The sequence below is a fragment of the Granulicatella seriolae genome (genome assembly GCF_024543085.1).
GTDB lineage: Bacteria > Bacillota > Bacilli > Lactobacillales > Aerococcaceae > Granulicatella > Granulicatella seriolae.
Map to the genome: position 1 here is coordinate 109,065 of NZ_JANHNZ010000005.1, position 26,641 is coordinate 135,705.

The 26,641-nt window shown below is 40.7% G+C and carries 23 protein-coding genes, 2 tRNA genes and 1 pseudogene; all 26 read left to right on the plus strand.

Features of this window, described 5'->3' with window-relative positions; translation table 11 throughout:
* The first annotated feature begins 178 nt into the window (after positions 1-178).
* The 26 genes and pseudogenes from NPA36_RS06465 to rlmD all read left to right on the plus strand — a co-directional run bounded on the left by NPA36_RS06465 (position 179) and on the right by rlmD (position 26,458).
* A complete protein-coding gene (locus NPA36_RS06465; protein ID WP_256945305.1) occupies positions 179-577 on the plus strand; it encodes a DUF4430 domain-containing protein in 399 nt (132 codons plus the stop codon).
* 37 nt (positions 578-614) lie between these two features.
* Positions 615-1,037: pseudogene (locus NPA36_RS10285) on the plus strand (ECF transporter S component); the annotation flags it as partial.
* A gap of 78 nt (positions 1,038-1,115) precedes the next feature.
* Complete coding sequence (locus tag NPA36_RS06470) at positions 1,116-1,661, plus strand: acyl-CoA thioesterase (protein ID WP_256945368.1); 546 nt, start codon at positions 1,116-1,118, stop codon at positions 1,659-1,661.
* A 121-nt stretch (positions 1,662-1,782) separates the two neighbouring features.
* Positions 1,783-2,394, plus strand: coding sequence for a TVP38/TMEM64 family protein (locus NPA36_RS06475; RefSeq protein WP_407932794.1), 612 nt, complete (start codon positions 1,783-1,785; stop codon positions 2,392-2,394).
* A gap of 245 nt (positions 2,395-2,639) precedes the next feature.
* The gene (gene yidD, locus NPA36_RS06480) at positions 2,640-2,918 is read left to right on the plus strand and encodes a membrane protein insertion efficiency factor YidD (protein ID WP_256945307.1); all 279 of its coding nucleotides are present in this window, start codon (positions 2,640-2,642) and stop codon (positions 2,916-2,918) included.
* 144 nt (positions 2,919-3,062) lie between these two features.
* Positions 3,063-3,146 (plus strand) — tRNA-Tyr (locus NPA36_RS06485).
* A gap of 1 nt (position 3,147) precedes the next feature.
* A tRNA-Gln gene (locus NPA36_RS06490) sits at positions 3,148-3,219 on the plus strand.
* 488 nt (positions 3,220-3,707) lie between these two features.
* Positions 3,708-4,310 (plus strand): NAD(P)H-dependent oxidoreductase, encoded by a 603-nt coding sequence (locus NPA36_RS06495; protein ID WP_256945308.1) that lies wholly within the window; start codon positions 3,708-3,710, stop codon positions 4,308-4,310.
* A 969-nt stretch (positions 4,311-5,279) separates the two neighbouring features.
* On the plus strand, positions 5,280-6,122 hold the full coding sequence (gene cdaA, locus NPA36_RS06500) for a diadenylate cyclase CdaA (protein WP_256945309.1): 843 nt from the start codon (positions 5,280-5,282) through the stop codon (positions 6,120-6,122).
* Positions 6,119-7,279 (plus strand): CdaR family protein, encoded by a 1,161-nt coding sequence (locus NPA36_RS06505; RefSeq protein WP_256945310.1) that lies wholly within the window; start codon positions 6,119-6,121, stop codon positions 7,277-7,279. The genes cdaA and NPA36_RS06505 overlap by 4 nt, the downstream gene beginning before the upstream one ends.
* A 38-nt stretch (positions 7,280-7,317) precedes the next feature.
* A complete protein-coding gene (glmM, locus tag NPA36_RS06510) occupies positions 7,318-8,673 on the plus strand; it encodes a phosphoglucosamine mutase (protein ID WP_256945311.1) in 1,356 nt (451 codons plus the stop codon).
* 870 nt (positions 8,674-9,543) lie between these two features.
* Positions 9,544-11,352, plus strand: coding sequence for a glutamine--fructose-6-phosphate transaminase (isomerizing) (glmS, locus tag NPA36_RS06515; protein ID WP_256945312.1), 1,809 nt, complete (start codon positions 9,544-9,546; stop codon positions 11,350-11,352).
* A gap of 802 nt (positions 11,353-12,154) precedes the next feature.
* Positions 12,155-12,493 (plus strand): zinc ribbon domain-containing protein YjdM, encoded by a 339-nt coding sequence (locus tag NPA36_RS06520; RefSeq protein ID WP_256945313.1) that lies wholly within the window; start codon positions 12,155-12,157, stop codon positions 12,491-12,493.
* A gap of 185 nt (positions 12,494-12,678) precedes the next feature.
* Entirely contained in the window at positions 12,679-13,119 is a 441-nt protein-coding gene (locus NPA36_RS06525) for a DUF1801 domain-containing protein (RefSeq protein ID WP_256945314.1), read from the plus strand.
* 17 nt (positions 13,120-13,136) lie between these two features.
* Entirely contained in the window at positions 13,137-13,562 is a 426-nt protein-coding gene (locus NPA36_RS06530; protein WP_256945315.1) for a DUF1934 domain-containing protein, read from the plus strand.
* 88 nt (positions 13,563-13,650) lie between these two features.
* Positions 13,651-14,307 (plus strand): DNA-directed RNA polymerase subunit delta, encoded by a 657-nt coding sequence (rpoE, locus tag NPA36_RS06535; protein ID WP_256945316.1) that lies wholly within the window; start codon positions 13,651-13,653, stop codon positions 14,305-14,307.
* A gap of 540 nt (positions 14,308-14,847) precedes the next feature.
* Entirely contained in the window at positions 14,848-17,670 is a 2,823-nt protein-coding gene (uvrA, locus tag NPA36_RS06540) for an excinuclease ABC subunit UvrA (protein ID WP_256945317.1), read from the plus strand.
* A 153-nt stretch (positions 17,671-17,823) separates the two neighbouring features.
* The gene (gene whiA / locus NPA36_RS06545; protein WP_256945318.1) at positions 17,824-18,768 is read left to right on the plus strand and encodes a DNA-binding protein WhiA; all 945 of its coding nucleotides are present in this window, start codon (positions 17,824-17,826) and stop codon (positions 18,766-18,768) included.
* Positions 18,769-18,882: 114 nt separating this feature from the next.
* Positions 18,883-19,254: a single-stranded DNA-binding protein gene (locus NPA36_RS06550; RefSeq protein ID WP_256945319.1), complete on the plus strand. Its 372-nt coding sequence runs from the start codon at positions 18,883-18,885 to the stop codon at positions 19,252-19,254.
* A 545-nt stretch (positions 19,255-19,799) separates the two neighbouring features.
* Complete coding sequence (locus NPA36_RS06555) at positions 19,800-19,994, plus strand: tandem-type lipoprotein (RefSeq protein ID WP_256945320.1); 195 nt, start codon at positions 19,800-19,802, stop codon at positions 19,992-19,994.
* A complete protein-coding gene (locus NPA36_RS06560) occupies positions 19,991-21,655 on the plus strand; it encodes a pre-toxin TG domain-containing protein (protein ID WP_256945321.1) in 1,665 nt (554 codons plus the stop codon). Before NPA36_RS06555 ends, NPA36_RS06560 begins: the two co-directional genes overlap by 4 nt.
* Positions 21,656-21,668: 13 nt before the next feature.
* Positions 21,669-22,031, plus strand: a complete 363-nt coding sequence (locus NPA36_RS06565) for a hypothetical protein (RefSeq protein ID WP_256945322.1) — start codon at positions 21,669-21,671, stop codon at positions 22,029-22,031.
* 35 nt (positions 22,032-22,066) lie between these two features.
* Entirely contained in the window at positions 22,067-22,231 is a 165-nt protein-coding gene (locus tag NPA36_RS10290; RefSeq protein ID WP_407932797.1) for an EndoU domain-containing protein, read from the plus strand.
* Between the two features lie 221 nt (positions 22,232-22,452).
* The gene (locus NPA36_RS06570; protein ID WP_256945323.1) at positions 22,453-22,740 is read left to right on the plus strand and encodes a hypothetical protein; all 288 of its coding nucleotides are present in this window, start codon (positions 22,453-22,455) and stop codon (positions 22,738-22,740) included.
* A gap of 1,053 nt (positions 22,741-23,793) precedes the next feature.
* A complete protein-coding gene (locus tag NPA36_RS06575) occupies positions 23,794-24,837 on the plus strand; it encodes a diacylglycerol kinase (protein ID WP_256945324.1) in 1,044 nt (347 codons plus the stop codon).
* A complete protein-coding gene (gene rlmD / locus NPA36_RS06580) occupies positions 24,830-26,458 on the plus strand; it encodes a 23S rRNA (uracil(1939)-C(5))-methyltransferase RlmD (protein ID WP_256945325.1) in 1,629 nt (542 codons plus the stop codon). The genes NPA36_RS06575 and rlmD overlap by 8 nt, the downstream gene beginning before the upstream one ends.
* The last annotated feature ends 183 nt before the right edge of the window (positions 26,459-26,641 follow it).

Here is a 26,641-nt window from a genome sequence, read left to right on the forward strand (position 1 = left end):
CGGCTTAGCTGCCTACGCGGCTGTAAATCGACTAAAGTCGAAACAGCCGCTGTGCGTCAGCTATGCTTATACACCGTTATTTCCGACAGACGGTCTAGAGACTCGAATGTGCTAAAAAAAATTATTACTTTAGCTACTCAATCAACTTATTTTATAAAATAGAAGGGGAAGAACATATATGAAAAAAATTCTAGCAATCATTTTGAGTTTTATGACAGTGCTCTTGGTAGCTTGTCAAGCGGAGTCAGCAAAGACGGATTCGGTTTCATCTACTGAGGTGGTCAAGGTTTCTGTACAAATTTTGATTCAAGGGGAAGAAGTAGCTGGTTTGAAGAAAGAGGTTGAAGTTCCAAAAGAGCAATCGCTTATGGACTTGATGAAAAATAACTATACTATAGAAGAAACTGGTGGGCTAATTGAAACCATCAACGACATTAAAGCGGATAGTGGTGATCATAAAGGGCGTTACTGGAAGCTATTGGTTAACCAAAAAATGTCACAGGTTGGTGCTGGAGAAGTCCTAGTAAAAGATGGAGATCAAGTACAATTTGACCTTACTGACGATTGGTCAAATTAGTATGAAGAGAATATCTACCGAGATCAGCCTCAAGCGTATGGTGTGGTGGGCAATCATGTCAGCATCCTTAGTTGTCGGGCGAATCTTATTCGCAGTTGTCCCTAATGTACAACCTGTTACAGCAATGATTATCCTGATAAGTCTTTGGATGTCTCCTTTAGATGGCGCTGTCGTGGCAGTCTTAACCATACTTTTGTCCAACTTACTCTTAGGTTTTGGGCTGTGGACCATCCCACAAATAGTAGCTTATCTTGCTATTGTAGGGATTACTTGGTTATTGGCGCCCATTTTAAGATCTAGCGACTTATTTATTGGAGCTCTCTTTGCGTCAGTTATGGGCTTCTTTTATGGTTTTTTTATTTCACTTATCCAAGCACCATTTCTCGGCATTAGTGCCTTTTGGGCTTATTACCTTGGAGGGATTCCATTTGACACCTATCACGCTTTGGGCAATCTGGGTTTTTATGTCCTTCTTTGTCTTCCTTTCAGGCGTGTGGTAGACTTATTAGGAGAAAAAATACAAGGAAGAGGTTTGAAAATGACTGATGAGCAGCTGCAAAACCATATAAAAACGTGTAAGGAGAGTCGTGCTATCCAATCTCACCGCATCTTTCCTTTCGATACCAATATGCACAACACCTTGTTTGGGGGCAATCTGACACGCTTAATTGACGATTGTGCTTCTATTTCTGTATCCAGACATTGCCGTAGACATGCTGTGACAGCTTCTATTGATGCTATGAATTACTTGCGTCCTTTACCTATGGGCCATTCGGTTTGTATTGAAACCTATGCTAGTGGAGTGGGCAAAACCAGTGTTGAGATTTTTTGTAAGATTATTGGGGAAGACGTGATGACGGGTGAACGCTACCTAGCTGCAACCAGCTTTTGGACTTTTGTGGCTTTGCCCAACAAGGAAGAATACGACTTTACCTTGGACGCTGTGGTTGGCGAAACGGCTGAAGAAACCTTTATCTGTAGCGGCTACCAAGAAAGACGTCAAAAGCGTCTAGAACAATTGAGGTCTCAAGAAACCTTGTCCAAATACCTGACCGTTGAAAAACCTTGGATACAAATGGATTAGCGAGTCTAAAGATATCTTAAGGTAAAACGGTTGTTGGTCTGATAGGATTTCCGCCTTAAGTCTGATGTGGTAGAATGGTTGAAATGACATAATGATACTAGCAAAAGAGAGGTGGACGATGATGGAACAAAGTAAAGCTATCGCACTCAATAGAAAAATTATCCAAGTTACAGCTGTGGTGGGCATACTATTGACCATCTACATCGGCTTCCAAATTAAGCAAACAGATTTCTTCGCCATAAATGGACCTTTCCAGCAATTGGTGAAAAACGCAGGCTTCTATGGACCTTTGCTTTTTATCCTAGTCCAAATTGTCCAAGTGGTGTACCCAATCATTCCTGGTGGTCTTACCTGTGTGGCGGGGCATCTCATCTTCGGTCCACTCTACGGTTTTATATATAACTTTGTAGGTATCATGATTGGTTCTATCATGAACTTTATGTTAGCTAAACGCTTTGGTAAGTCATTGGTTCAAGCCTTTGTTAGTGAGGCAACCTATCAAAAATACATTGCCTATTTAGATGACGGCAAGAGGTTTGAACGCTTCTTGGTTGGTGCTTTTATCCTTCCAGGTTTCCCAGATGATTTCCTATGTATGGTAGCAGGACTTAGCAAGATGAGCCTTAAACGCTTCATCGTAATCTGCTTAATCTCTAAACCAGTAACTCTATATCTCTACACTGTCATTGCCATTGAAGGAATCCAAATTGTATTAAAATTCTTCGGAATTTAACTTAAATTTACGCGGGACTGGGTAACCGGTCTCGTTTTTGCTTGTTGTAGGCGAGCTTTTGGGCAATTTGTAAGAAATTAATATGATTGTTTAGCTACTAAAACGCTAGAGTTTCACTTATATTAAGGAAAAATGATTTTAATTCAAGAACCCCAAGACGTGTGGAATGCCTATTACCTGTCAACGTGGTAGAATACTTTAGTGAAGTCGAATCATCATTTATAGTTACAGAAAGGAGCAAGCTCATGAAAAAAATAGCTATCGCCTTAGTCAGAGGGTATCAACGCTTTATCTCACCACTATTCCCACCTTCATGTATCTATACACCAACTTGCTCTAGCTACATGATTCAAGCTATCGAAAAACATGGAGCTATTAAGGGGATAATCATGGGTACGGGGCGCATCTTACGTTGCCATCCCTTTATCCTTGGTGGCAAGGACCCGGTGCCTGACCATTTTACGGTGAGGAGAAATAAGGCGGCACAAGAAGAGCATGAAGGGCGTAACCACCATCACCATTAATAAATGTGGTGGGAAGTGCCATGAATTTTTGGCTGCCAAAACTACTGGAAAAAATATCATAAAATCTCAAGAAAAATAGGAAAAACAGTTGAAATCCATTTAATAATGAGATAAACTATCAAAGTACGAAATTTTCCATTTGATGGAGGGATAGCGAAGTGGCTAAACGCGGCGGACTGTAAATCCGCTCCTTCGGGTTCGGCAGTTCGAATCTGCCTCCCTCCACCATTGGGGTATAGCCAAGCGGTAAGGCAACGGACTTTGACTCCGTCACTCGTTGGTTCGAATCCAGCTACCCCAGTAATCTAATACCAAAACCATTCCATGAGGGATGGTTTTTTTGTTTTTAAGGAGTAGACTGGACAAAAAGGCTGTAATATAATAAAAATCGTTCTAAATCATAAAATAGTTCCCCAGAAATCTATCCGAAATGGGAACGGTGGCTTTCTTATAAACAAGGTGAGCCAAGGTCTCACTGGCTTAGCTGTCTACGTGGCTGTAATCGGCTGAAGCCGAAACATCCACTGTGCGTCAGCTATGCTTTACACCGTTCTGTACGGATAGATTTCTGGGGAACTATTTTATTTGGTTAGCATTTGGACTTTTTGCCCAGTCCCTTACAGCTACTGTGCGTCAGCTATGCTTATACACCGCTATTTCTGATAATCCTGTCTGAAACCTCTTTTGTTAAAGTGAGCAAACAAATTTTTTGTTTAAAAACTAGTGAAAATAGGTTGGGGCTGACCTATAATAGACTAGTAATAGATACCATTTAAAGGAGATGCTCAGATGAAAGCTTTAATCGTATTTGCCCACCCTAGAAAAGTCAGTTTTACGCACTCGCTAGTCAAACGAATCCATCAATCACTTGAGAAGAAAGGCTATGAAGTGACGGTTCGTGACCTCTATGACTTGAATTTTGACCCGGTTTTAAGAGAAGATGACGTGGTTTTTGTGGAAGATGGGAAATTTACTCGCAAGCATAAAGAATTTCCAGCCGATGTTCAAGTGGAGCAACAACACATTTTAGACAACGATCTTCTAGTATATGTATTTCCAAGTTGGTGGAACGGCATGCCCGCCATCTTTAAAGGTTACATTGATCGCGTCTTTCAACACGGCTTTGCCTATAGTTTTGAGGACCCGACCATCCGCGACAAGTTTACCAACAAACGAGTTATCTACTTCACTCCGACCGGTCAGCCGCAAAATGAGGATGGCAGCGATACACCAATTAATGCCGCCATGCGAACCCTCATTTCCAATTGGCTTTTCAACGGCAACGGCGCTCAACTCATTGACCACGTTTTCTACGGTCGTGTCCCTTATAAATCAACAGAAGAATTGGAAGCCTACCTAGATGATGCCGAAAAACGGATTATGGAGCTTTAGATTTAAGTAGGTAGACTCTAAAAGGAAGAATTATGAGAAAAGAGCTCGAAAACAGGCATCTAACGAGGAATAAAGGCTGTTTATTCCTCGTTGGGAAGCTTAAACAAGTGTTTTTTCTCATAATCCAATCGATTTTAATAAAACTAAGGCCTAAAAAGCTCAATTAAGGAAGAATTATGAGAAAAAAGCTCGAAAACAGGCATCTAACGAGGAATAAAGGATGTTTATTCCTCGTTGGGAAGCTTAAACAAGTGTTTTTTCTCATAATCCAATCGATTTTAATAAAACTAAGGCCTAAAAAGCTCAATTAAGGAAGAATTATGAGAAAAGAGCTCGAAAACAGGCATCTAACGAGGAATAAAGGCTATTTATTCCTCGTTGGGAAGCTTAAACAAGTGTTTTTTCTCATAATTCAACTGATTTTAACAAAATTAAGGACTAAAAAGCTAGATTAAGGAAGAATTATGAGAAAAGAGCTCGAAAACAGGCATCTAACGAGGAATAAAGGCTATTTATTCCTCGTTGGGAAGCTTAAACAAGTGTTTTTTCTCATAATCCAATCGATTTTAACAAAACTAAGGCCTAAAAAGCTCGAGTAAGGAAGAGTTATGAGAAAAGAGCTCGAAAACAGGTATCTAACGAGGAATAAAGGCTATTTATTCCTCGTTGGGAAGCTTAAACAAGTGTTTTTTCTCATAATTCAACTGATTTTAACAAAATTAAGGCCTAAAAAGCTCGATTAAGGAAGAATTATGAGAAAAGAGCTCGAAAACAGGCATCTAACGAGGAATAAAGTCTGTTTATTCCTCGTTAGACAGCTTAATCAAGTATCTTTTCTCATAATCCCTCCAAAACCCCTACCCCAAGAGCCACCTACCCACTAGCATTTTTAACTTTTTAAGAAATATGCTATAATGGACCAGCAAAGACAAATTTGTGCAACTATTACTCAAGAAAGCAGGTGGTGATATGAATTTCAATCTCGATTCCTTTTGGTCCTGGTCCACATTGACCAATCTCATTGACATACTAGTTGTTTGGTTTCTTCTATATAAGTTGTTAGTGATTATTAAAGGAACCCGGGCGATTCAACTGATGAAGGGGCTAGGAGTGATTGCAGCCGTCAAATTTCTCAGCTACTACCTGAATTTACATACCCTTGACTGGATTATGAATTTAGTCATCCAATGGGGAGTTGTTGCGTCTATCATTGTATTCCAGCCTGAAATCAGAAGAGGATTGGAGCACATTGGTCGTACAACCTTATTTGGACGTCGCTATCGAACGGAGAACCGCTCTGAACGGATGATAGATGAGCTCAATATAGCTGTTCAGTACATGGCTAAGCGAAGAATTGGTGCCTTAATTTCGATTGAGCAGAACACCAACTTGCAAGAATATATCCAAACGGGAATTCCCATGCAAGCAGATATTTCTAATCAATTAATGATTAATATCTTTATCCCAAACACACCGCTTCATGACGGGGCAGTTATTATTCGAGACTACAAAATCGCTGCGGCAGGATGTTATCTTCCCTTATCAGAAAGTATGGTTATTCCTAAAGAGCTAGGAACTCGTCACCGCGCTGCAATTGGTTTGAGTGAGGTTAGTGATGCGATCACCATTATTATCTCTGAGGAAACGGGTAAGGTGAGTATTACTATTAAAGAGCGACTACTCCGTGAATTATCACCGGAAGCATTTGTCCAAACCTTAAGAGACAATCTCTATGATATGGAAGATAAGGAAAAAGAACAAACGCCAATTCAAGGAATTATCGATTTCTTCAAAGGAGGTCGTAGCCAATGATGAATCGTTTGATGAACACCAGAGTTTTTCTACTTGCAGGTTCGCTATTATTTTCGATCATGCTCTTTGCTTATGTACAAGACAGCATTCGACCAAGCAATACCAGTTCAAATATCAGCGTATCCAACTCACAAACCATTTCCAACGTGCCTATAAATGTTATTCTGAATACGGATAAATACACCGTTAGTGGCTTGCCAGACTCGGTTTTGGTACGTTTAGATGGTTCTGCAAGTGCCATTTTGTTGGCGACAACCAATAACTCATTCAAAGTTGTGACTCCTGACCTTAATGAACTAGGGCCAGGCCAACATACTATTTCTTTGTCAGTAACTGGTTTGAGTGATGACTTGAAATATGTTGTCTCTCCTCAAACAGTAGAAATTTTCATCGAAAACAAAGAAACAGTAGAGTTGCCAGTAGAGGTGCAGGTTAATTCCGAACAGTTATCACCCAGTCACACGGCAGGGACAGCTGTAGCCACACCAACAACGGTTTCCATCTCAGGTTCATCTTCCTTGGTCCAACAAATTGACAAGGTTTTGGTGAGCACAGTAATTCCAGCTGAGACAAGGTCAGATTATACAACAACGGGAAAGGTTCAAGTTCTGGATAAATCTGGGAATGCCTTAGCGGTGAAAACCACGCCAGAAACAGTTCAAGTTAAAGTACCAATCAGTTCGGTTACCAAAACACTGCCGATTACCTTAGTGCAGTCTGGTTCAGCTGGTAGTCAGTATAGCTACAGCATGTCGACAACAACCACAACTACTTCAGTAGTGGGTCCTCAAGCTATTTTAGATGAGCTGACCTATGTGCCAGTAAATGTGGATGTGTCTAAAATTACGTCGAGCACCACCATTTCGACAAAAATTGAGCCACCTGCGGGTGTAGAGTCTGTCACGCCAAATGTGATTACGGTAACTATTTCAGTGGTGACTTCCTCGGCTGATAGTTCTGTTGAATCTTCTAGCAGTGCTGTGCAATCTAGTCAAAATAGCTCATCTAGTTCAACAGCAGAATCTTCTTCTGCCTCGTCTTCTAGCCAACCAACGCCAGAAGCGTCGTCCTCTTCTTCATCTGAAGAGGCGGCAGCCAGTGGATCCAGCTCAGAACCAGTTGTTGTTAATCTATTAGGTAATGGAAATTCTAATTAAAGAAAATTAATTATTTCAAGATATGAAGGAGAATAAGAATGGGAAAATATTTCGGTACAGATGGTGTAAGAGGAGTAGCAAACTCTGAGTTAAGTCCAGAGCTAGCCTTTAAATTAGGACGTTTTGGTGGATATGTTTTGTTGAAACAGTCAGAAGGGAAGCACCCACGAGTTCTTGTAGGTCGCGATACCCGTATTTCAGGACAACTATTAGAACACGCGTTAATCGCAGGGCTTTTGTCAGTAGGGATTGAAGTTATGCAATTAGGTGTTATTCCAACGCCTGGAGTAGCTTATTTGACCAAAACACAAGGTGCAGCAGCTGGGGTCATGATTTCAGCTAGTCACAATCCGGCTTTGGACAACGGAATTAAATTCTTCGGCTCAGACGGTTTTAAACTGTCAGACGAGACGGAATTAGAGATTGAAGCACTATTAGATGCTGAAACAGATGACCTTCCACGTCCTTCAACAGGCGAATTAGGAACGGTAGATGAATACCTAGAAGGTAGCTTAAAATATGTCAAGTTCCTCCAACAAACTATCCCAAGTTCATTGGCAGGAATGAAAGTAGCTTTAGACGGAGCAAATGGTGCCACTGCACCAGTTTTAAGCCGCTTGTTTGCTGATTTGGAAACTGAATTTTATCCAATGGGCGTTAAACCAGATGGCGTTAATATCAACGATGGCGTAGGATCAACACACCCAGAAGCCCTAGCTAAGTTTGTTCTGGAAACAGGAGCAGACCTCGGACTAAGCTTTGATGGTGATGGCGACCGTTGTATTGCTGCAGACGAAAATGGGGCTATTGTAGATGGAGATAAAATTATGTACATCTGTGGTAGTTACTTAAAAGAGCTAGGCAAGTTAAACAAAGATACCATCGTTTCAACTGTTATGAGTAATCTTGGATTCCACAGAGCAATTGAAGAGGCTGGTATGGTTGCACTTCAAACCGCTGTGGGTGACCGTTATGTGGTGGAAGAGATGCGTAAGAATGGCTATAACTTTGGTGGTGAGCAATCAGGCCATTTGGTATTCTTGGACTTGAATACGACTGGTGACGGGCTCTTATCAGGTATTCAGTTGATGAATGTCATGAAAGCAACTGGCAAGACTTTGAGCGAATTGGCAGCACAAGTGCCGACTTACCCGCAAGAGTTGGTCAACATCCGTGTCAGCGACAAGCATGGTGCTATGGCAGTACCAGCCATTAAGACGATTATTGATGAAGTTGAAGCAGAAATGGCTGGCAATGGACGTGTCTTGGTTCGCCCAAGTGGAACTGAACCTCTTGTACGTGTTATGGTTGAAGCACCAACAGATGAATTGTGTAAAGACTATGTAGATCGTATTTCTACAGTTGTCCGTGCAGAGATTGGCTTGGAAAATTAGAATAAGGTGTTAACTACTGTAGGGGTAACTTCTCTCCTACAGTAGTTTTTTTGTACTGAATTCGAGCCTCTAGCTCCTGATGCGGTGCTGTCTATAACTGTAAGGGGCTGGGTAAAAAGTCCGTAATAAAACAAAAGCCTTCTAAATCATAAAATAGTTCCCCTGAAATCTATCCGAAATGGGAACGGTGGCACCGCCGTGAGCCTTGGTCTCACTGGCTTAGCTGTCTACGTGGCTGTAATCGGCTAAAGCCGAAACATCCACTGTGCGCAGCTATGCTTTACACCGTTCTGTACGGATAGATTTCAGGCAAACTATTTTATTTGGTTACCATTTGGACTTTTTGCCCAGCCCCAACAGTCACTCTGTGCAGCTATGCTCAACACCGTTATTTCTGCATCAGGAGTAGAGGCTCTTTGTGCCTTGAAAACCGATAACTTTAGCAAACTTTCTAATCTAGTCAGCTTCGTTTCTCATCTTACCAACTACTTAATTAAGAGGGGGGTAATTTTATACCTATCCATCTCCATTTTCATACATGAAAAAAATCGCTTGCTCAGTATGTATCTAATAGTTTCTTGACATCTTTTCTTGAAACGGTTATGATTGTTTTGTTTCTGAAAATAACATTCGTGTTTTGCGAATTAGGAGGGAAATGTTTTTCATAAAATAAATAGCGGGATAGCGCCAGACCTGCAAGACTAGATGTATGCAGGTGACGAGGAGTGAGCTTATCGAAAATTCGGCGGGTGGCTCAAGGCTAGTGCAGTCTACAGATTCTCTACAAATGTTTTTCGTGAGGAAGACCCAAAAAGAGTTCAAGCACCAGAAACACATAAACTTAATATACTCAAAGGAGAATCGTTATTTATGTGTGGAATTGTAGGATGTATTGGAGATAGAAACATTCAAGATGTGATTATTAATGGATTAGAAAAGTTGGAATACAGAGGTTATGACTCAGCAGGAGTTTTTATTCTGGACGAAGATGGTACTAGACATTTGTTTAAAGAAGTGGGTCGGATTGAAGCCTTAAAACAAGCAGTAGACCACAGTGTACCAGCTCATGCAGGAATTGGACACACACGTTGGGCGACTCATGGACCAGCAACAAGAGAAAATGCTCACCCACACCAATCACCATCCGGAAGATTTACCCTAGTGCATAATGGAGTGATTGAAAACTTCGCAGAACTGAAAGAAGAATATTTATCAGATGTGACTTTCAACTCTGAAACAGATACCGAAGTAGCGGTAGATTTAATTGAATATTTTGCTGAAAAAGAAAACCTATCTGGGAAAGAAGCTTTCCGTAAAGCCTTGACTCTTATTAAAGGGTCATTTGCCTTTGGATTATTGGATGCGACACAACCAGACTTGATGTATGCAGCTAAAAACAAGAGTCCTTTATTAATCGGTAAAGGCGATGGCTTTAACGTGATTGCGTCTGACGCTATGGCAACCATCGAACAAACCGACACCTATTATGAAATCAAGGACCAAGAATTGATTACTATTACCAAGGATGACGTTACAATCGAAACGATTGATGGCACCGTTATTGATCGTCAACCATTTGTCGCTGAATTGGACAAGAGTGACCTTGGAAAAGGAACTTACGAACATTATATGCTTAAAGAAATTGACGAGCAACCAGCTGTGTTACGTCGTATTATTCAAACTTATGAAGACCAATCAGGAAATTTAACTGTGGATGCTGACTTATTGGAAAGTATCAAGGAAGCAGACCGCATTTATGTTATTGCTTGTGGGACTAGTTATCATGCTGGTTGGATTGGCAAAGATCTTTTTGAAGGTTTGGCAGGGATTCCGACAGAAGTTCATTTGTCGAGTGAGTTTGCTTACCACCAACCATTGTTAACGGAAAAACCATTTTTCATCTTCTTGACACAAAGTGGTGAAACGGCTGATAGTCGTCAGGCTTTGGTTAAGGTCAACGAAAAGGGTTATCCATCATTGACGATTACCAATGTTAAAGGGTCAACCTTGTCTCGTGAAGCAAGCTTTACCATGCTCTTATACGCAGGCCCAGAAATCGCTGTAGCTTCAAGTAAGGCTTATACAGCACAAATCGCTGTTATGGCAGTATTAGCAGATGTCTTGCGTCAAGAAAAAGGAAAACCAGCTACATTTGATATGAAACAAGAGCTAGGGCTTGTTGCGGCAGCCATTGAGGGTGTCTTGTCTGATAAGGAAAGCATCAAAGAATTGGTCGACGCCAATCTTTTAGAAACTAGAAATGCCTTCTATATCGGTCGCCATTTGGACTACTATGTAGCCATGGAAGCAGCCCTAAAATTAAAAGAAATCTCCTACGTTCAAACAGAAAGCTTTGCGGCAGGAGAGTTGAAGCACGGCACCATCGCCTTGATAGAAGAAGGAACTCCAGTATTGGCGCTTCTTTCAGAACCCGTTGTGGCTAGCCATACACGTGGAAATATTCAAGAAGTTCGTGCTAGAGGAGCCAAAACCATCACCATCTCAATGGAAAGCAGCTCTAGAGAAGAGGATGACATCATTCTTCAAAACGTGCAAATGGAGCTAGCACCATTGTTAATGGTAGTCATTACGCAACTAATTGCCTACTACACATCCCTAGGCAAAGGCTTAGACGTAGATAAACCAAGAAACTTAGCAAAATCAGTAACTGTTGAGTAAAATGGTGGCAGACTAATAGTCATTTAGAAAATCAGAAGAGGACTAATTTCTTATGTGATAAGAAGTTAGTCCTCTTTAAATGTATAAAAGGCTAGACAACAAAGCTTTAAGAAACAAACTTTTTTCTAAATCACAAAATCGACTTCAGATAGGTGTGTCAGAAATCAAAACGGTGGCACCGCTGTAAGCCAAGGTCTTCCAGCTTAGCCGTCTACGTGGCTGTAATCGGCTAAAGCCGAACATCCACTGTGCGTCAGCTATGCTGGGCACCGTTATTCTGACACACCTATCTGAAGTCAATTTTGTTAAAATAGGAAAGTAGATAAATTACCTATACATTAGTAATTTTAAGACTTTTATCTCATCTTATTTTTGATAGTTATATTTAAAATATGGGTAAGAAGTCTTAATATAATAAAGCTTTATTAGTTGTTTGGTTTCTCTAAATAAAAAATCCTAATCATTAGAAATTAGTAAAAAATCTTATAAGTAAAATCACTTCTTAATTCAACAAAGCTCCTACAGAGAAGCGGTCAGAAATAATGACGGTGGCACCGCTGTGAGCCTTAGTCTCACAGCTTAGCTATTTACGTGATTGTAAATCGGCTGAAGCCGAAACAATCACTGTGCGTCAGCTATGCTTTGCACCGTCATTATTTCTGACCGCTTCTCTGTAGGAGTTTTACCACTTAGAAAGTAACCTAACCAGTTAAAAACTTTTTACCAAAACGCATTTTGTCTCAAAAGAAACTTCATGGTATACTGAATAGGAATTAAGAATAACCAACCCAAGGAGGAAACAATGGAACAATTACCAAAATGCCCACAATGTGGTTCTGAGTATACATATGAGGACGGCGCCTTGCTCATCTGCCCAGAATGCGCCTATGAATGGACACCAGGTCAAGAAAGCGAAACTGTAGAAGGTATCCAAGCTATCGATGCAAATGGCAACCAACTACAAGACGGCGATACGGTTACCGTGATTAAGGACCTAAAAGTTAAGGGGGCTCCAAAAGATATTAAGCAAGGAACACGTGTCAAAAATATTCGCCTAGTTGAAGGCGACCACAATATCGATTGCAAAATTGATGGTTTCGGAGCTATGAAACTAAAGTCAGAGTTCGTTAAGAAGATTTAGCAAGACAAATGAAGTTTAGCTAAAAACGCCCCATCAAAAAGTGATTTCCACAAATGACTCTTGTCGGAATCACTTTTTATTTGTTGTTCACCCAACAACTTAAACCACTCCATTAAGCACTCTTCTTGAATTTGCTACATAACTAAGGTACCATTTGAGAATAGAAAGCTATTAGGAGGTGGCCTATGTCAGATATTCAAACCTATATTGAGGGGATTGACCCTAAGTGGCAGGAGGCTTATGTTAAGCTTAGTCAGGTAATTGCCCAGCACATACCAGAAGGCTTTGCCAATGTTATGCAGTATAAGATGCCCAGTTATGTTGTGCCCTTTGACCTTTATCCGAATGGGTACCATGTTGACCCTAGTCTTGCCTTGCCTTTTCTAGCTCTGGGCGTCCAAAAGCACCATATCAGTCTCTACCACATGGGTATCTACAGCGACCCCGATCTTTTGAAATGGTTCCAAGACCAGTATGCTGAGCGTGTCAGCACCAAACTCAACATGGGCAAGTCCTGCATACGATTTACCAATCCTAAAAAGATTCCTTACGACTTGATAGGCGAACTAGTGGAAAAGATGACGCCGCAAGACTGGATTGCTAGGTATGAAGAGAATTTAGTTTAAACTTAAAGGAGCCAAACATGACCCAATCAAACGGAATCACCGGTCAAATTGAGGTGGTAACCATTATTGTGCAAGATGGACAAAGACAGGTAACCACAAGCAAAGCACCTGTGACCATCCACCAGAAAAACCAACTATTTTTTATTCGCTACACTGAATCAGAAACACAAGCTCAAGTCCTTATCAAAAGTGACCTGAGAAATAATCTAGTCTTGGTTAGAAAAAGCCCTCACATCAATCGCATGAGCTTTCAAAAGGGGAGTCAAACCCAAATCAGCTACCAAACAGCTGCAGGTTTTATGGAGTTGGACTGCACTACTAGTCATTTACAGGCCAGACGCAAGGCCAATGACCAGCTTATCGGCTTAGAATGGTCCTATCAGCTACATCAGGAAAAAGAAATCTTAGGAGATTATCAAGTAAAGTTGCATTTCATGCTTTAGGTAGTGTAAACTAAGGGGAAGACTGTTGGGGCAGGTTCGCCTACTCAACCTTCGAGCGAACACGTTGACGAAAGGAAGTGTACTACCTTTGGAATTAAAAGAATTTGAAGGTATAAATAAAAAAGAACTATCCATGATTGAAGTGGCTCATGCCATCTTAGAACAAACCAATGATGTCCTAGAGTTTAACCAATTATTAGTGGACATTCAGGAGTATTTAGAATTAACTGATGATGAACTCGAAGCAAAAATGACCAATTTCTATACGGACTTAAACATTGATGGTAGCTTTATCTCTCTAGGAGATAACCGTTGGGGCCTACGTTCATGGTACCCAATTGATTCCATTGATGAAGAAATCATCTCTTCTATTGATGATGACGACTTGAAGAAACGTCGTAAGAAACGTAAGAAAGTCAATGCTTTCGGAGACGAAGAAGATTTGATTGACTACAACGATGACGACCCAGAAGACGATGATGTTAGTCTGGATGACGATGACGACGATGATACTGAAGTGGATGATGACGATGATGATGTAGAAGTAGTCATCAAGTTAAACGATGACGAAGAGGAAGAAGTTGAGCTAGACGCTTACCGCTCTGATTTGTCAGAAATCGGTGCAGACGAAGACATTGAAGATGAAGTTTCAGCTGAAGAAAATCTCATTATTGTAGATGATGAAGATATTGACCCAGATCTAGATGAAGAGTCAGACGAAGAGGATGACGAAAAAGACCTATAATGCTAACGCTAAACATTAAACGCCGCTTAAAATCATACCCTAAAAAGGGCTAGTGATTTTAGGCGTTTTTTGACTAGGGATGTCTAACCGATAAAAGAGAGAGTAGAGAAAGAGCTAGAAAAAACGGTAGCACCGCTGTGAGCCTTGGCATCACAGTCTTAGCTGCCTACGTGGCTGTAACAATAATACCAATTAAACAACTTATACCATTAAGAATAGAAACAACCAGTCAAAAAGCACCAAATATTCCAAAGTCATAAAAGAGTCTACAGCGCCTGAGTCTGAAATAGCGGTGTAGGAGCATAGCTGACGCACAGTAGCTGTTTCGACTTTAGTCGATTACAGCTACGTAGACAGCTAAGCCGTGAGACCAAGGCTCGCGGCGGTGCCACCGCTCTGATTTCAGACTCAGGCGCTGTAGACTCTTTTATCTAAGTAAAAAACTTCTCACATTTAGAACATTTGTTCGAAAAAATCTATACAGTTGTGCTATACTAAGGAAGGAAAAACAGTCACTGTAGAAGAAAAGGAAGTGTTTCAATGGCAAAAGATAAAATAATTGTTCACGGGGCAAGGTCCCATAATTTAAAAAACATAGATGTCACTATCCCAAGAGACCAATTCGTTGTCATCACAGGCTTATCAGGCTCTGGAAAAAGCTCCCTAGCCTTCGATACCCTCTATGCAGAAGGACAACGCCGCTACGTAGAAAGCCTATCTGCCTACGCCAGACAATTCCTTGGCCAAATGGATAAACCAGACGTAGACAGCATTGACGGATTAAGCCCGGCCATAGCCATCGACCAAAAAACAACCTCGCGTAACCCACGTTCAACGGTCGGAACAGTAACGGAAATCAACGATTACTTACGGTTACTCTACGCCCGCGTTGGAAAACCTTACTGCCCTAACGATGGTACCCTGATTGAAAGCCAAACCATCGAGCAAATGGTTAACCGAGTGATGCAGTTGCCTGAACAAAGCAAAATCCAAATTTTAGCACCAATTGTTAAAGGCAAAAAAGGTGAACATAAAAAAGTCTTCGAGCAAATCAAAAAAGAAGGATATGTCCGTCTAAGAGTGGACGGAGAAACTCGTGATATTTCTGAGGACATTGAGCTAGAAAAAAATAAAAAACACAACATAGATATCGTAGTTGACCGAATTGTTGTCAACGAAAAAAGTCGCTCACGTCTCTTTGATTCTCTAGAAGCAGCCCTACGTTTGGCAGAAGGGTATGCTTTAGTTGATGTCATTGGACAAGAAGAGATTCTATTTAGTGAACACTATGCCTGCCCTCATTGTGGTTTCACCATCGGACAAGTAGAACCCCGTTTATTCTCTTTCAACGCACCATTTGGGGCCTGTGCTGAATGTGATGGTCTGGGGGTTAAACTAGAAGTGGATAGCGACCTAGTCATTCCCGACAAGACTCTCACCCTTGCAGAAGGTGCCCTCGTTCCGTGGAATCCTATTTCGTCTAACTATTATCCTCAGATGTTGGAGCAGTTTTGTAACCAGTTCAAGATTCCTATGGACGTACCATTTAACCAGTTGACCGAAGCGCAACAAGACCTCGTACTAAACGGGTCTAAGGGCAAGACCTTTGCCTTTCATTATGAAAATGACTTTGGTGGGGTTAGAGATGTGGAGGTGCCATTTGAAGGAGTTTTAGTCAATGTCAATCGTCGGTATCATGAGACTAACAGCGACTTTACCAGAGAACAAATGCGTCAATATATGACGGAATTGACCTGTCAAACCTGTCATGGCTACCGTTTGAATGAACAAGCTCTAGCTGTGAAAATCGACCACAAGCATATCTCTGAGGTCCTAGACCAACCGGTTGAGGATGCCTTGAACTTTTTCACTAACCTAACCTTATCAGAAACTGATAACCAAATTGCTAGCCCAATCCTACGAGAAGTGAAGTCACGACTAGATTTCTTGCGAAATGTTGGTTTGCAGTACTTAACCTTGAGTCGGACCGCTGGAACCTTATCAGGTGGAGAGGCGCAACGGATTCGTTTGGCAACACAGATTGGTTCTAACTTGTCAGGCGTTCTCTATATCTTGGACGAGCCTTCCATTGGCTTACACCAAAGGGACAACGACCGATTGATTGCTTCGCTTAAGAAAATGCGTGACTTAGGTAATACCCTGATTGTCGTGGAGCATGATGAAGACACCATGATGGAAGCCGACTATTTAATTGATATTGGCCCAGGGGCAGGCGAACTTGGGGGACAAGTCGTGGCTGCTGGAACTCCGGAAGAGGTAAAAGCTAATAAACATTCTCTCACCGGTCAATACTTGTCAGGCAAGAAAAAAATTCCGGTTCCTAAAATCAGAAGACAAGAAGATAAAGGCAGCATCCAACTAACTGGTGCAGCAGAAAATAACCTAAAAGATGTTACGATTGATGTGCCGCTAGGACGTTTTGTAGTCGTGACGGGTGTGTCTGGTTCAGGAAAGAGCTCGCTAATTAATGGAGTCTTGAAGAAAGCCCTGGCCCGTGAGATTACTCGCAGCAAGGTCAAACCAGGTGCCTTCAAAACCATTTCTGGCTATGAAAGTTTAGACAAGATTATTGATATTGACCAAAGTCCAATCGGTCGTACACCACGTTCCAATCCAGCAACCTATACCAGTGTTTTTGACGACATCCGTGATTTATTTGCGACCACCAACGAAGCTAAAATTCGTGGCTACAAAAAAGGTCGTTTCAGCTTTAACGTTAAGGGCGGACGATGTGAAGCCTGTAAAGGAGACGGCATCCTAAAAATTGAGATGCATTTCCTACCAGATGTCTACGTGCCTTGCGAAATCTGTCACGGCACCCGATACAATTCTGAAACCCTAGAAGTACGCTACAAAGGCAAAAATATCGCTGAAGTCTTAGAAATGACTATCGAAGAGGCTTTAGAATATTTTGAAGCTGTACCAAAAATCCGTCGCAAGCTACAAACCATTGTGGACGTAGGGCTAGGCTATGTCAGACTAGGACAATCTGCTACAACCTTATCTGGTGGGGAAGCTCAACGAATGAAGTTAGCCAGCGAGCTACAACGGGTATCAACTGGTAATACCTTTTATATTTTAGATGAACCAACAACCGGTTTGCATACGGATGACATTTCTCGCTTGCTACATGTCTTGAATCGATTGGTTGAAGCAGGCAATACCGTTTTAGTCATCGAGCACAATTTGGATGTCATCAAAACGGCTGACTACATTATCGATATGGGACCAGAAGGTGGCAACAAGGGTGGCCAAGTTATCGCAACCGGAACGCCTGAAGAAGTGGCTGAGGTTAAGGGCTCATACACGGGTCAATACTTGAAGAAAGCCTTAAACCGCTAGGCTAGAAACCATTTGGCAAAACAAGTCACTTGACCAAGTTGCAAAAGTGTACTATAGTTCCTAGAGATATGACTTTTCCAATACAATAACCAAACGCGTCTCTATCGCTTACTAGCTGGATAGAGATGCGCTTTTATAGAATGGAGGTGCATGATGTCCTTTGCATCCGAAACCAAAAACGAACTGACCCGCCTAGAAGTCCATCTGGAGCATGCCAAGGCAGAATTGTCTGCACTCATCCGCATGAATGGGTCGGTCACCCTTTATAATCACCAATTCATCCTCAACGTCCAAACCGAAAATGCCGCCATCGCCAGACGAATCTACGTCCTCTTGAAACAGCATTACGAAGTGGAAAGTGAACTGCTAGTTCGCCGGAAAATGAAGCTGAAAAAAAATAACGTCTACATCGTTCGCCTCAAACAAGGCACCAAGCAAGTACTAGAAGACCTAGAAATCATGGATGGCCTATCCCTAAATAGCCACGTCACTCAAGAAATTATGACCAGCGAACAAAAGATGCGTTCCTACTTACGTGGGGCCTTCTTGGCAGGTGGTTCAGTCAATAACCCAGAAACTAGCTCCTACCACCTAGAAATCTATTCCAATTATGAGGAGCACAACGAAGACATCTGCCAGATGATGAATGCCTTCCAATTAAATGCCAGACAGATAGACCGCCGTAACGGCTACATTACGTATCTGAAAGAAGCTGAAAAAATAGCTGACTTCCTAGCATTAATTGGTGCTTCAAACGCCATGATGAAATTTGAAGACGTTAGAATTGTGCGCGATATGAGAAACTCAGTCAATCGACTGGTCAACTGCGAAAACGCCAATATCAATAAAGTCGTCAATGCCGCCAGCCGTCAAATGGAAGAGATTGCCCTAATTGAAGCAGAAGTGGGCTTGGACTCACTGCCTGAAAAACTACAGGAGATTGCTAGGGTACGGATGGATAATCCTGATATTAGTTTGAAAGAGCTAGGTGAGATCCTACCAAGTGGCGCCATTTCAAAGTCGGGCGTCAATCACCGGTTGCGAAAAATTTCTGAATTTGCCCAAGGCTTGAAAAATGGTAATGTGTCTAAAATCTGAACTTCACAATAAAATAAAATAATTCCTCACTTTTTTGCGTATCTAATAAGTAGAAACAAAAAATCGGAGAATGGTCACAGGGAAACTGCTGCGAGCATTCGATAGGAGGAAAAAATGAATTTAGTAGGGTTAATCGGACGAGTTGTGAGACCAGTGGAGCTACAATCGGTCGGGGACACGGTGGTGCTGAATAATACTTTAGCAGTGCAAAACATTCATAAAAGCAATGATGAAGGTATCAATGCGGAGTTCATTCCATTTGTGGCATGGGGAAAGGTAGCCCAACGTATCAAAGATTATGTTGAAAAAGGACATAAGATAGGTGTTTCTGGGCACCTCAACACCAGAAGCTACACCAATAAGCAAAACCAACAAGTCTTTGTTATGGAAGTGGTGGTCGAAGATGTCTTCTTCCTAGAGGCTAGACGACCAAAAGACATGATGGACAATCCTTTTGTGGATAAACAGAAGGTTGAAAGTGACTAGAGGTATGTTTTACTAAATCACAAAAGAGACTTACGATAGGTTTGTCAGAAATCAGAACGGTGGCACCGCCGTGAGCCTTGGTCTCACGGCTTAGCTGTCTACGTGGCTGTAATCGGCTAAAGCCGAAACATCCACGGTGCGTCAGCCATGCTTTGCACCGTTATTTCTGGCAAACCTATCGGAAGTCACTTTTGTTTGGCTGTCGTACGAACTTTTTTGGCTGTTCGGTATGATAGTGTTGATGGACTCAAACTGAATAAAAGTATTGTCAGAAATCGGTGGAGAATTCTCTCTATCGATTTTTGTGTTTTAAACAAAAAAATAGTCTTTGAATAACACAAATCTGGTCTCTAAAATGCTCGAAATTTCGATAGCCATAAGAGGTACGTTTGATTAGCTATATCTTATTGTTTTTGTCTAGCTATATTTTGGGAAAATCTCTTATTTATAGCTATATGTTCAGGTTATAACAATATGTACATGGAAAAACAATTTATGTTATGTTACTATTAAAAAAACTAAGAATCCCTGTAGGTGAGTGCCAATTGGAAGTTAAGAAATGGTGGTTACTTTTAGGTGTAGCTATTTTTACTTTAGGTCTGGTAATTGGAGGTAAAGTATATATGGATAACCAACGAGCACAAGCAGAAAAAGTAGAACAGAGTTTTGATAAAATATTGGTAATGCATCCAACTATCAATCTAATGAATTTTTATGATACGGAGGAGGCTAGCTCATGACCAAAAATGTTGAATTACACACGTCCACCTGGAGTAAAATGAAAAACGCCCTCTCCTCTCTTACCGGTGGAGGAGGGTACTCCTCTACCGGTTATGGTGGTTATGGCGGCTATAATGGTTATGGAGTGACTTATGGTTTCGGGAAACAAATCAGAGACTTGGTTGACTTATCCGAGAGAGCTAAACAGTTGATTGCTGAAAAAGATAGCGATGGTGTCGTCTCCTTTTCCTATCACGATGAGAAAGAACAGGCATTGACGCTGCAAGCGAAACTAGGAAAACTGGAAACCTATTTCAGCAATGTCTCCAAATATATAACAGATAAGATTGATAAACCCTTTTATGAAGCCATGGATAAGGTAGGCGCCAGCCTTGAGGCCTTGAGTATTTCTACTTACAAGACTAGTAATACCGTTGGGTATAAGCGCACAGACCAAATCACAGATATGTATGGCCATTCCACGACCATAGAAGTCACACCGAAGGAGATTAGCTTAGCGGATCTCTACCAGGTGGATAACCCTTATAAAACAGCTCTTGAAGCTAGCTATGAAGCTTATAAAACGAGTGATGCCTACCAGGAACATAAACTAACAGCATCTGACTATCTGATGGCTAGTCATCACACCCGAGCCTTTCAGTATGATTCGATTAGCGATCAACAGGAAACTATCGAGCTGTGGCGAGATCTTGCTTTAGGAGCTGGTGTTATCGTACTAACCATCTTCTGCCCTCCAGCAGGTGTTGCGGCAGGGATTACTCTAGCAGCCGTAGAAACGTATTCGACCATCTCAGGCAAAGACTGGGGAACAGGGCGAGAGTTGAGTGATGGGGAGCGTGCTTTACGAGGCTCATTTGCCTTATTTGATTTAGTTCCAGGAGTTGGGTATCTCAGTAAAGTGGCCAAATCAGGTAGTAAGCTAGCTGCCAAGGAATTCCTTCAAGCTACTCTCAAAGAAGGCTTTGAACAAGGGGTTCGGAACGTTGACAATGTGGTCAAGCTGGCCAACAAGGTTGGTGACAAGGTTATGGGACAAGTGGACAATTTTGGTAAACAGCTTGCCAACGTCACCAATAAAACGGTCGTATCAGGGGCAGAACACTTGAGTTCTGGTCTAAAAGCAGTAGATAGTCAGCTGAGTGATATGGCTCAAAACTTCCGTTTAAATGTTAACCTAGAACCCCAGTTTGTTTCAGGAGTTACCCCTACAAGCTCTAGTCAAATTGATACGCTGACTAGCAAGCTGGATGACTTTGTCTCTTTGAATAAGGCCGATATGGCAGCTTCTAGTGCAGATGTTAGCAAGGGGTTTAGTTTGAATGGGAATACTGGAACTGGTTATAGTACAGGTAGTGGAGTTGAATTTGGTAATGCAGAGAAATTAGAAGCTCATTTTTCAAGACATGGTTCAGAAATGAAACAGGCTTTAAATAAAAATAACTATTCAATAATTGATTATTTAAGTGATGCGAATCATGTGATTAAAGAAGGACAATTTGTTCCTGAAATGAACGGATATATCAAACTTATAGGTGGAGAAGGAAGTGCCAAATATGCATTTGTAGGGTTAGATAGAGCAACAGGTAATATAACAACTTTACATTTAAAGTCTGTAAAAGAACTTGCTAAAAAAGCACCAAGTTTAGGATTAAAACCTTAGGAGATGATATAAAATGATTATTGTAAAAAAAATAAATTGGATAGATGAAGACTCGGGAGAAGCAGATATTTTACTTTCAGATGGTATGTACTCCGTTGAATGTTTCTGTAGTGATTGTAATTTATCAGAAGGAGATGTATTTTTAGATATCCTTTATGGATTTAACATCAAAAATATTATTAAAAGTTTTAATGGAAAATATGCAATAGATAAAAAAGATGATAGTTTCCATATTCAGGGAGAACTTGTAGATATGAAAAATGAAGTTCTACAAATAGGAGAGTTTAAAATAGATTTATCAGATGGCGACATTCCCAAAGATATTAAACAAAATGATTATGTAGAAGTTGATATTTCAAGAATTGATATTTATTAAAAAATCGCAAATTTCCAGATGAAAATATTTCGAAAATAAAAACGAGTACGATTTTTCCTGATGGTTGGTCAGATGTAGATGTTATTAACTCTATTCAGAATGTTAGTAACTTCAATGCTATCGGACACCGAAGCATTGGTGGATTAACTCTTCATAGAGGTAAGATTAATGGAGTAGAAATAGATGTAATTAAAAAATGAAATGAAATAATTTCTGGATATCCTGTTGGAAGTAAACCAACTCCAGGATTTGACCCAATAAAATAAATTTAGAACGAATAATGTGGACAATGTTTGAAAAATTGGATAGCTATTTGCTAGATTTTGTCAATGAGAATTCATCAGAAGATTTTTGGTATGATTATGCATATATGCAAGTCCAGGAGTTATTAAATAAATTTACCCCAAGAGATTGAGAAAAAATGTATCAAAATATTAATGATAAAAGCGATTTATGGAAAATAAGGGTAGCATATTGTGTTGATGAAGATACAGGAATGAATGGTTTTAAATTTCTTTTGGGTTTAATGAATGAAGTTGATGAAGTAGCTGAATATGCGATAGATTCGTTGCGTTCATTCGATAAAGAGTCTTATAAAAAATTGATTATTTCTGATAAGACAATAACTGATAAAGCAGAAAACCTACTAAAAAATGCTAGTCTTCCAGTAAAACGAATGTTAGAAGAATTTTTACAACAAAATAAATAAAAAGGTACTTTACTATCTTAATTGGAGTCGGATAGTAAAGCCTTGACCAGTAAGTATAACCACACTATTCAAGTTGCCAATAGCTAACAAAAAGCTGGCTGTATTTATTGTATAAAAATCATGATTTAAAAAAGAAACGATTCAACTTTATCGTTTCTTTTTCTATTTTTAGAGTTAATTAAAGGCCCAGAGAAAGCCTGTTGACTTGAAAAGGATGTTGAAAATATTAATTCTTTGGAAATTAGATTTTGTCAAACTTTTATAAATGGTTCTGATGGTATTATTATTACCAATCGTTATTTCTGACATTTCTCAGAAGTTCTTTTATTTTATGTAATTGCGGAAAATTCTAAGGGGTGTTGTCACATATTTGGATAAATTAGAGGGTCTGAAATAGGTATAAAATAGAAAAAAGTCTAGAAACATGAAGCATTTCCCTTGTATAGAGTTCAATGATGAAAAATCTTGTTTTTATCTTAAATGAAATGTAGCTAGCAAAGGAATTTTTCCTTAAATTTATAGTATAACAGAGGCTTTAGATAAGAATCAGAAATAACGATGCAAAGTATGGAGCTGGGCAAAAAGTCCAAGTGGTAACCAAATAAAATAGTTTCCCAGAAACCTATCCAAAATAACGGTGTAAAGCATAGCTGACGCACAGTGGATGTTCGGCTTCAGCCGATTACAGCCACGTAGACAGCTAAGCCAGTGAGACATAGGCTCATGGCGGTGCCACCGTTCCCATTTTTGATAGGTTTCTGGGAAACTATTTTATGGTTTAGAATGATTTTTATTTTATTACAGACTTTTTACCCAACCTCAAGCCAGTGAAATCTTGGCTCACGGTAGTGCCACCGTTTTTGATTTCTGTTTCTTATCTGGAGCCTCTGTTATGTTTTAGAAAGAGCCATGTTTGTTATGTAGAATAGCAAAACATATTTCACCAAATTAATTCACCTAAAAGCACCATTTGTCGGTGTAACAAATAGGTAAACGGCTTTTTCTGTGGTAAGATACAAAGTGGTAAAGAATGTTTTGGGAGAAGGGAACTTTATGAGAAAAGCAGAATTAATATACAATCCAGTGAGTGGGAAAGAACAGGCTCAACAATATATAGATGAGATTACTAGCATTATCGCTAAGGCGGATTTTTCGGTGCAGACCTTTGAGACTACGCCTGAGGAAAAGAGCGCGCAAAAAGAGGCGGAGCGTGCAGCCTTAGCCGGTATCGATATGATTATCGCTATGGGAGGTGATGGCACGGTTCATGAAGTTGTCAACGGCATTGCTGGTCTGAAAAAACGTCCTATTTTGGGCATTATTCCTATGGGTACGACCAACGATTACGCTAGAGCCCTGAACTTGCCTAGAAATAACCCTATCGAGGCGGCACAAGTCATTGCCAATCAGAACAACATCGCCATGGATATTGGTAAGTTTAACGACACCTATTTTGTCAATATCGCAGCAGGTGGCTACATGACTGACTTGACCTACGAGGTATCTTCAGAGATGAAAACTCGCTTTGGCTATTTTGCCTATGTTATCAAAGGCGTCCAAAAAGCCTTTCAAATGCAGCCCATTCAGATGAAATTCGAGTACGATGGCGGTAGCTTTGAAGGAGAAGCCTCCATGTTTTTTGTCGCCTTAACCAACTCCATCGGCGGATTTGAGAAAATGGTGCCGGACAGCCATATGATGGACGGCAAGTTTTCAGTGCTAGTAGTGAAAACCGCTAATTTATTAGATATCATCCCTTTAATCCGTCAAATGATGTTGTCAGGCGACCATATCAATAGCGAGCATATTCATTATTTTAAGACGGATATTCTAAAAGTTACTGCTGTGGATGGGCATCAGCTCATGATCAATGTTGATGGAGAGTATGGAGGAGATGCGCCAGCCGTATTTGTCAATCTCCAACAACACATCGAGATTTGTTCAAACCTTGAAGACGTGCGTCAAATCGAAAAAAATAAAACACGTAAAGACCATATCAGAAAACTATTCAATCAGGAATTAGCCTTCCTCGAAACACAACAATTTGAAACGATAGAAGACAACCAAGGAAATAGAGAGGAAGAAAACCATGAATAAAAATGAAGAAGTAACAGTTACTATAGAAGACCTGACCTATGAGGGGTTAGGTGTCGGCAAGGTAGACGGCTACCCGCTGTTTATCGAAAATACCTTGCCAGGAGAAGAAGTTCGCGTTCGTGTTTTAAAAGTTGGAAAATCATTCGGCTTTGCTAAAGTAGTAGAGCGCATGACAACCAGTGAAGACCGTGTGCCTCTAACAGATGCTGTCGGAACACGCATTGGAACTATGCCACTCCAACACCTCAACTACCAAGCGCAACTAGACTTCAAACAAAAACAAGTCAAACAAGTCATGTCATCAATTGCCAAAATGCCAGACGTAGAAGTGCGCCCAACTCTAGGCATGCAAAACCCATGGGGCTACCGCAACAAAGCCCAAATCCCAGTCAGAGCTGTTAATGGTAAGCTAACAACTGGCTTCTTCCGTAAGAATACACATGATTTGGTACCAATTGAGAACTTCCATATCCAAGACCCAAAGATTGACAAAGCTATCCTAGTTATCCGCAACATTATGAGAGAGTATGGCATCAAGCCTTACAACGAAAAAGAACACATCGGTAACTTGCGCCATATTATTGTCAGACGAGGAAGAGCGACCGGACAGATGATGGTTATCCTAGTGACCAGAACCAACAAACTATTCCCCATCTCAAAAATCGTGCCAGATATCCTAGAAGCACTGCCAGAAGTAGTATCTATCGTTCAAAACGTACACCCAAGCCGTTCCAATGTCATTTTAGGCAAAGAAACCATCCTATTACACGGACAAGATCGTTTCCAAGACCAGTTGTTAGGCTTGACCTTCAACATTTCGTCTAAATCCTTCTATCAAGTGAACCCACTGCAAACAGAAGTCCTCTACCAAGAAGCCATCAAAGCAGCCGGCCTAACTAGAGAAGAAACCGTCATCGACGCTTACTGCGGAATCGGAACCCTAAGCCTAGCCCTAGCCCAAAAAGCTAAACAAGTATATGGCATGGAGATCGTCCCTGACGCCATCGAAATGGCCAAAGAAAATGCTCAAGAAAACAATATCAACAACGTAGAATTCCAGCTAGGAGCCGCCGAAGAAGTATTGCCAGCTTGGAAGGAAGAAGGTTTGGAAGCCGATGTTCTAGTTGTCGACCCACCAAGAAAAGGCCTAGAAGCCAGCTTTATTGAAGCCGCTACTGCCATGGGACCAGAACGAATTGTCTACGTCAGCTGCAATCCAGCGACATTGGCTAGAGATTTGAAGTTGTTTGGTGAAAGCGGGTATACCGTGGAGTATGTTCAGCCAGTTGATTTGTTTCCTCAGACTGTGCATGTTGAGACGGTATGTCTTTTGTCCAAACTCGATGTCGACCAGCATATTAAAGTCAAACTAGAAATGGATGAGCTTGATTTAACTGCTAGTGAGAGCAAAGCGACTTATGAAGAAATCAAAAGCTATGTGAAAGACAAATTTGATTTCAAGGTATCATCACTCTATGTTTCACAGATTAAAAGGAAGTGTGGACTGGAAGTCGGTAAGAACTACAATATCTCCAAAAAAGAGAATCATCCTATACCAAACTGTCCACCAGAGAAAGAAGATGCCATCATGGATGCACTTTATCACTTTCAGATGATTTAATGGTTAACCATTTGGAATAAGAAATTTTCAAAAGTACCGAAATGGTAGTTTTGAAATTGTCTGTTATTTTAACGTAAGCTGAGAGAATCTCTTAAGTTTACTTATGAGGAAGGCAGGAACTTTAGATTATTTAGTTAATACAGATTTTGCACTGATTGCACTTTTGAAGAGAAATCTTTGGAA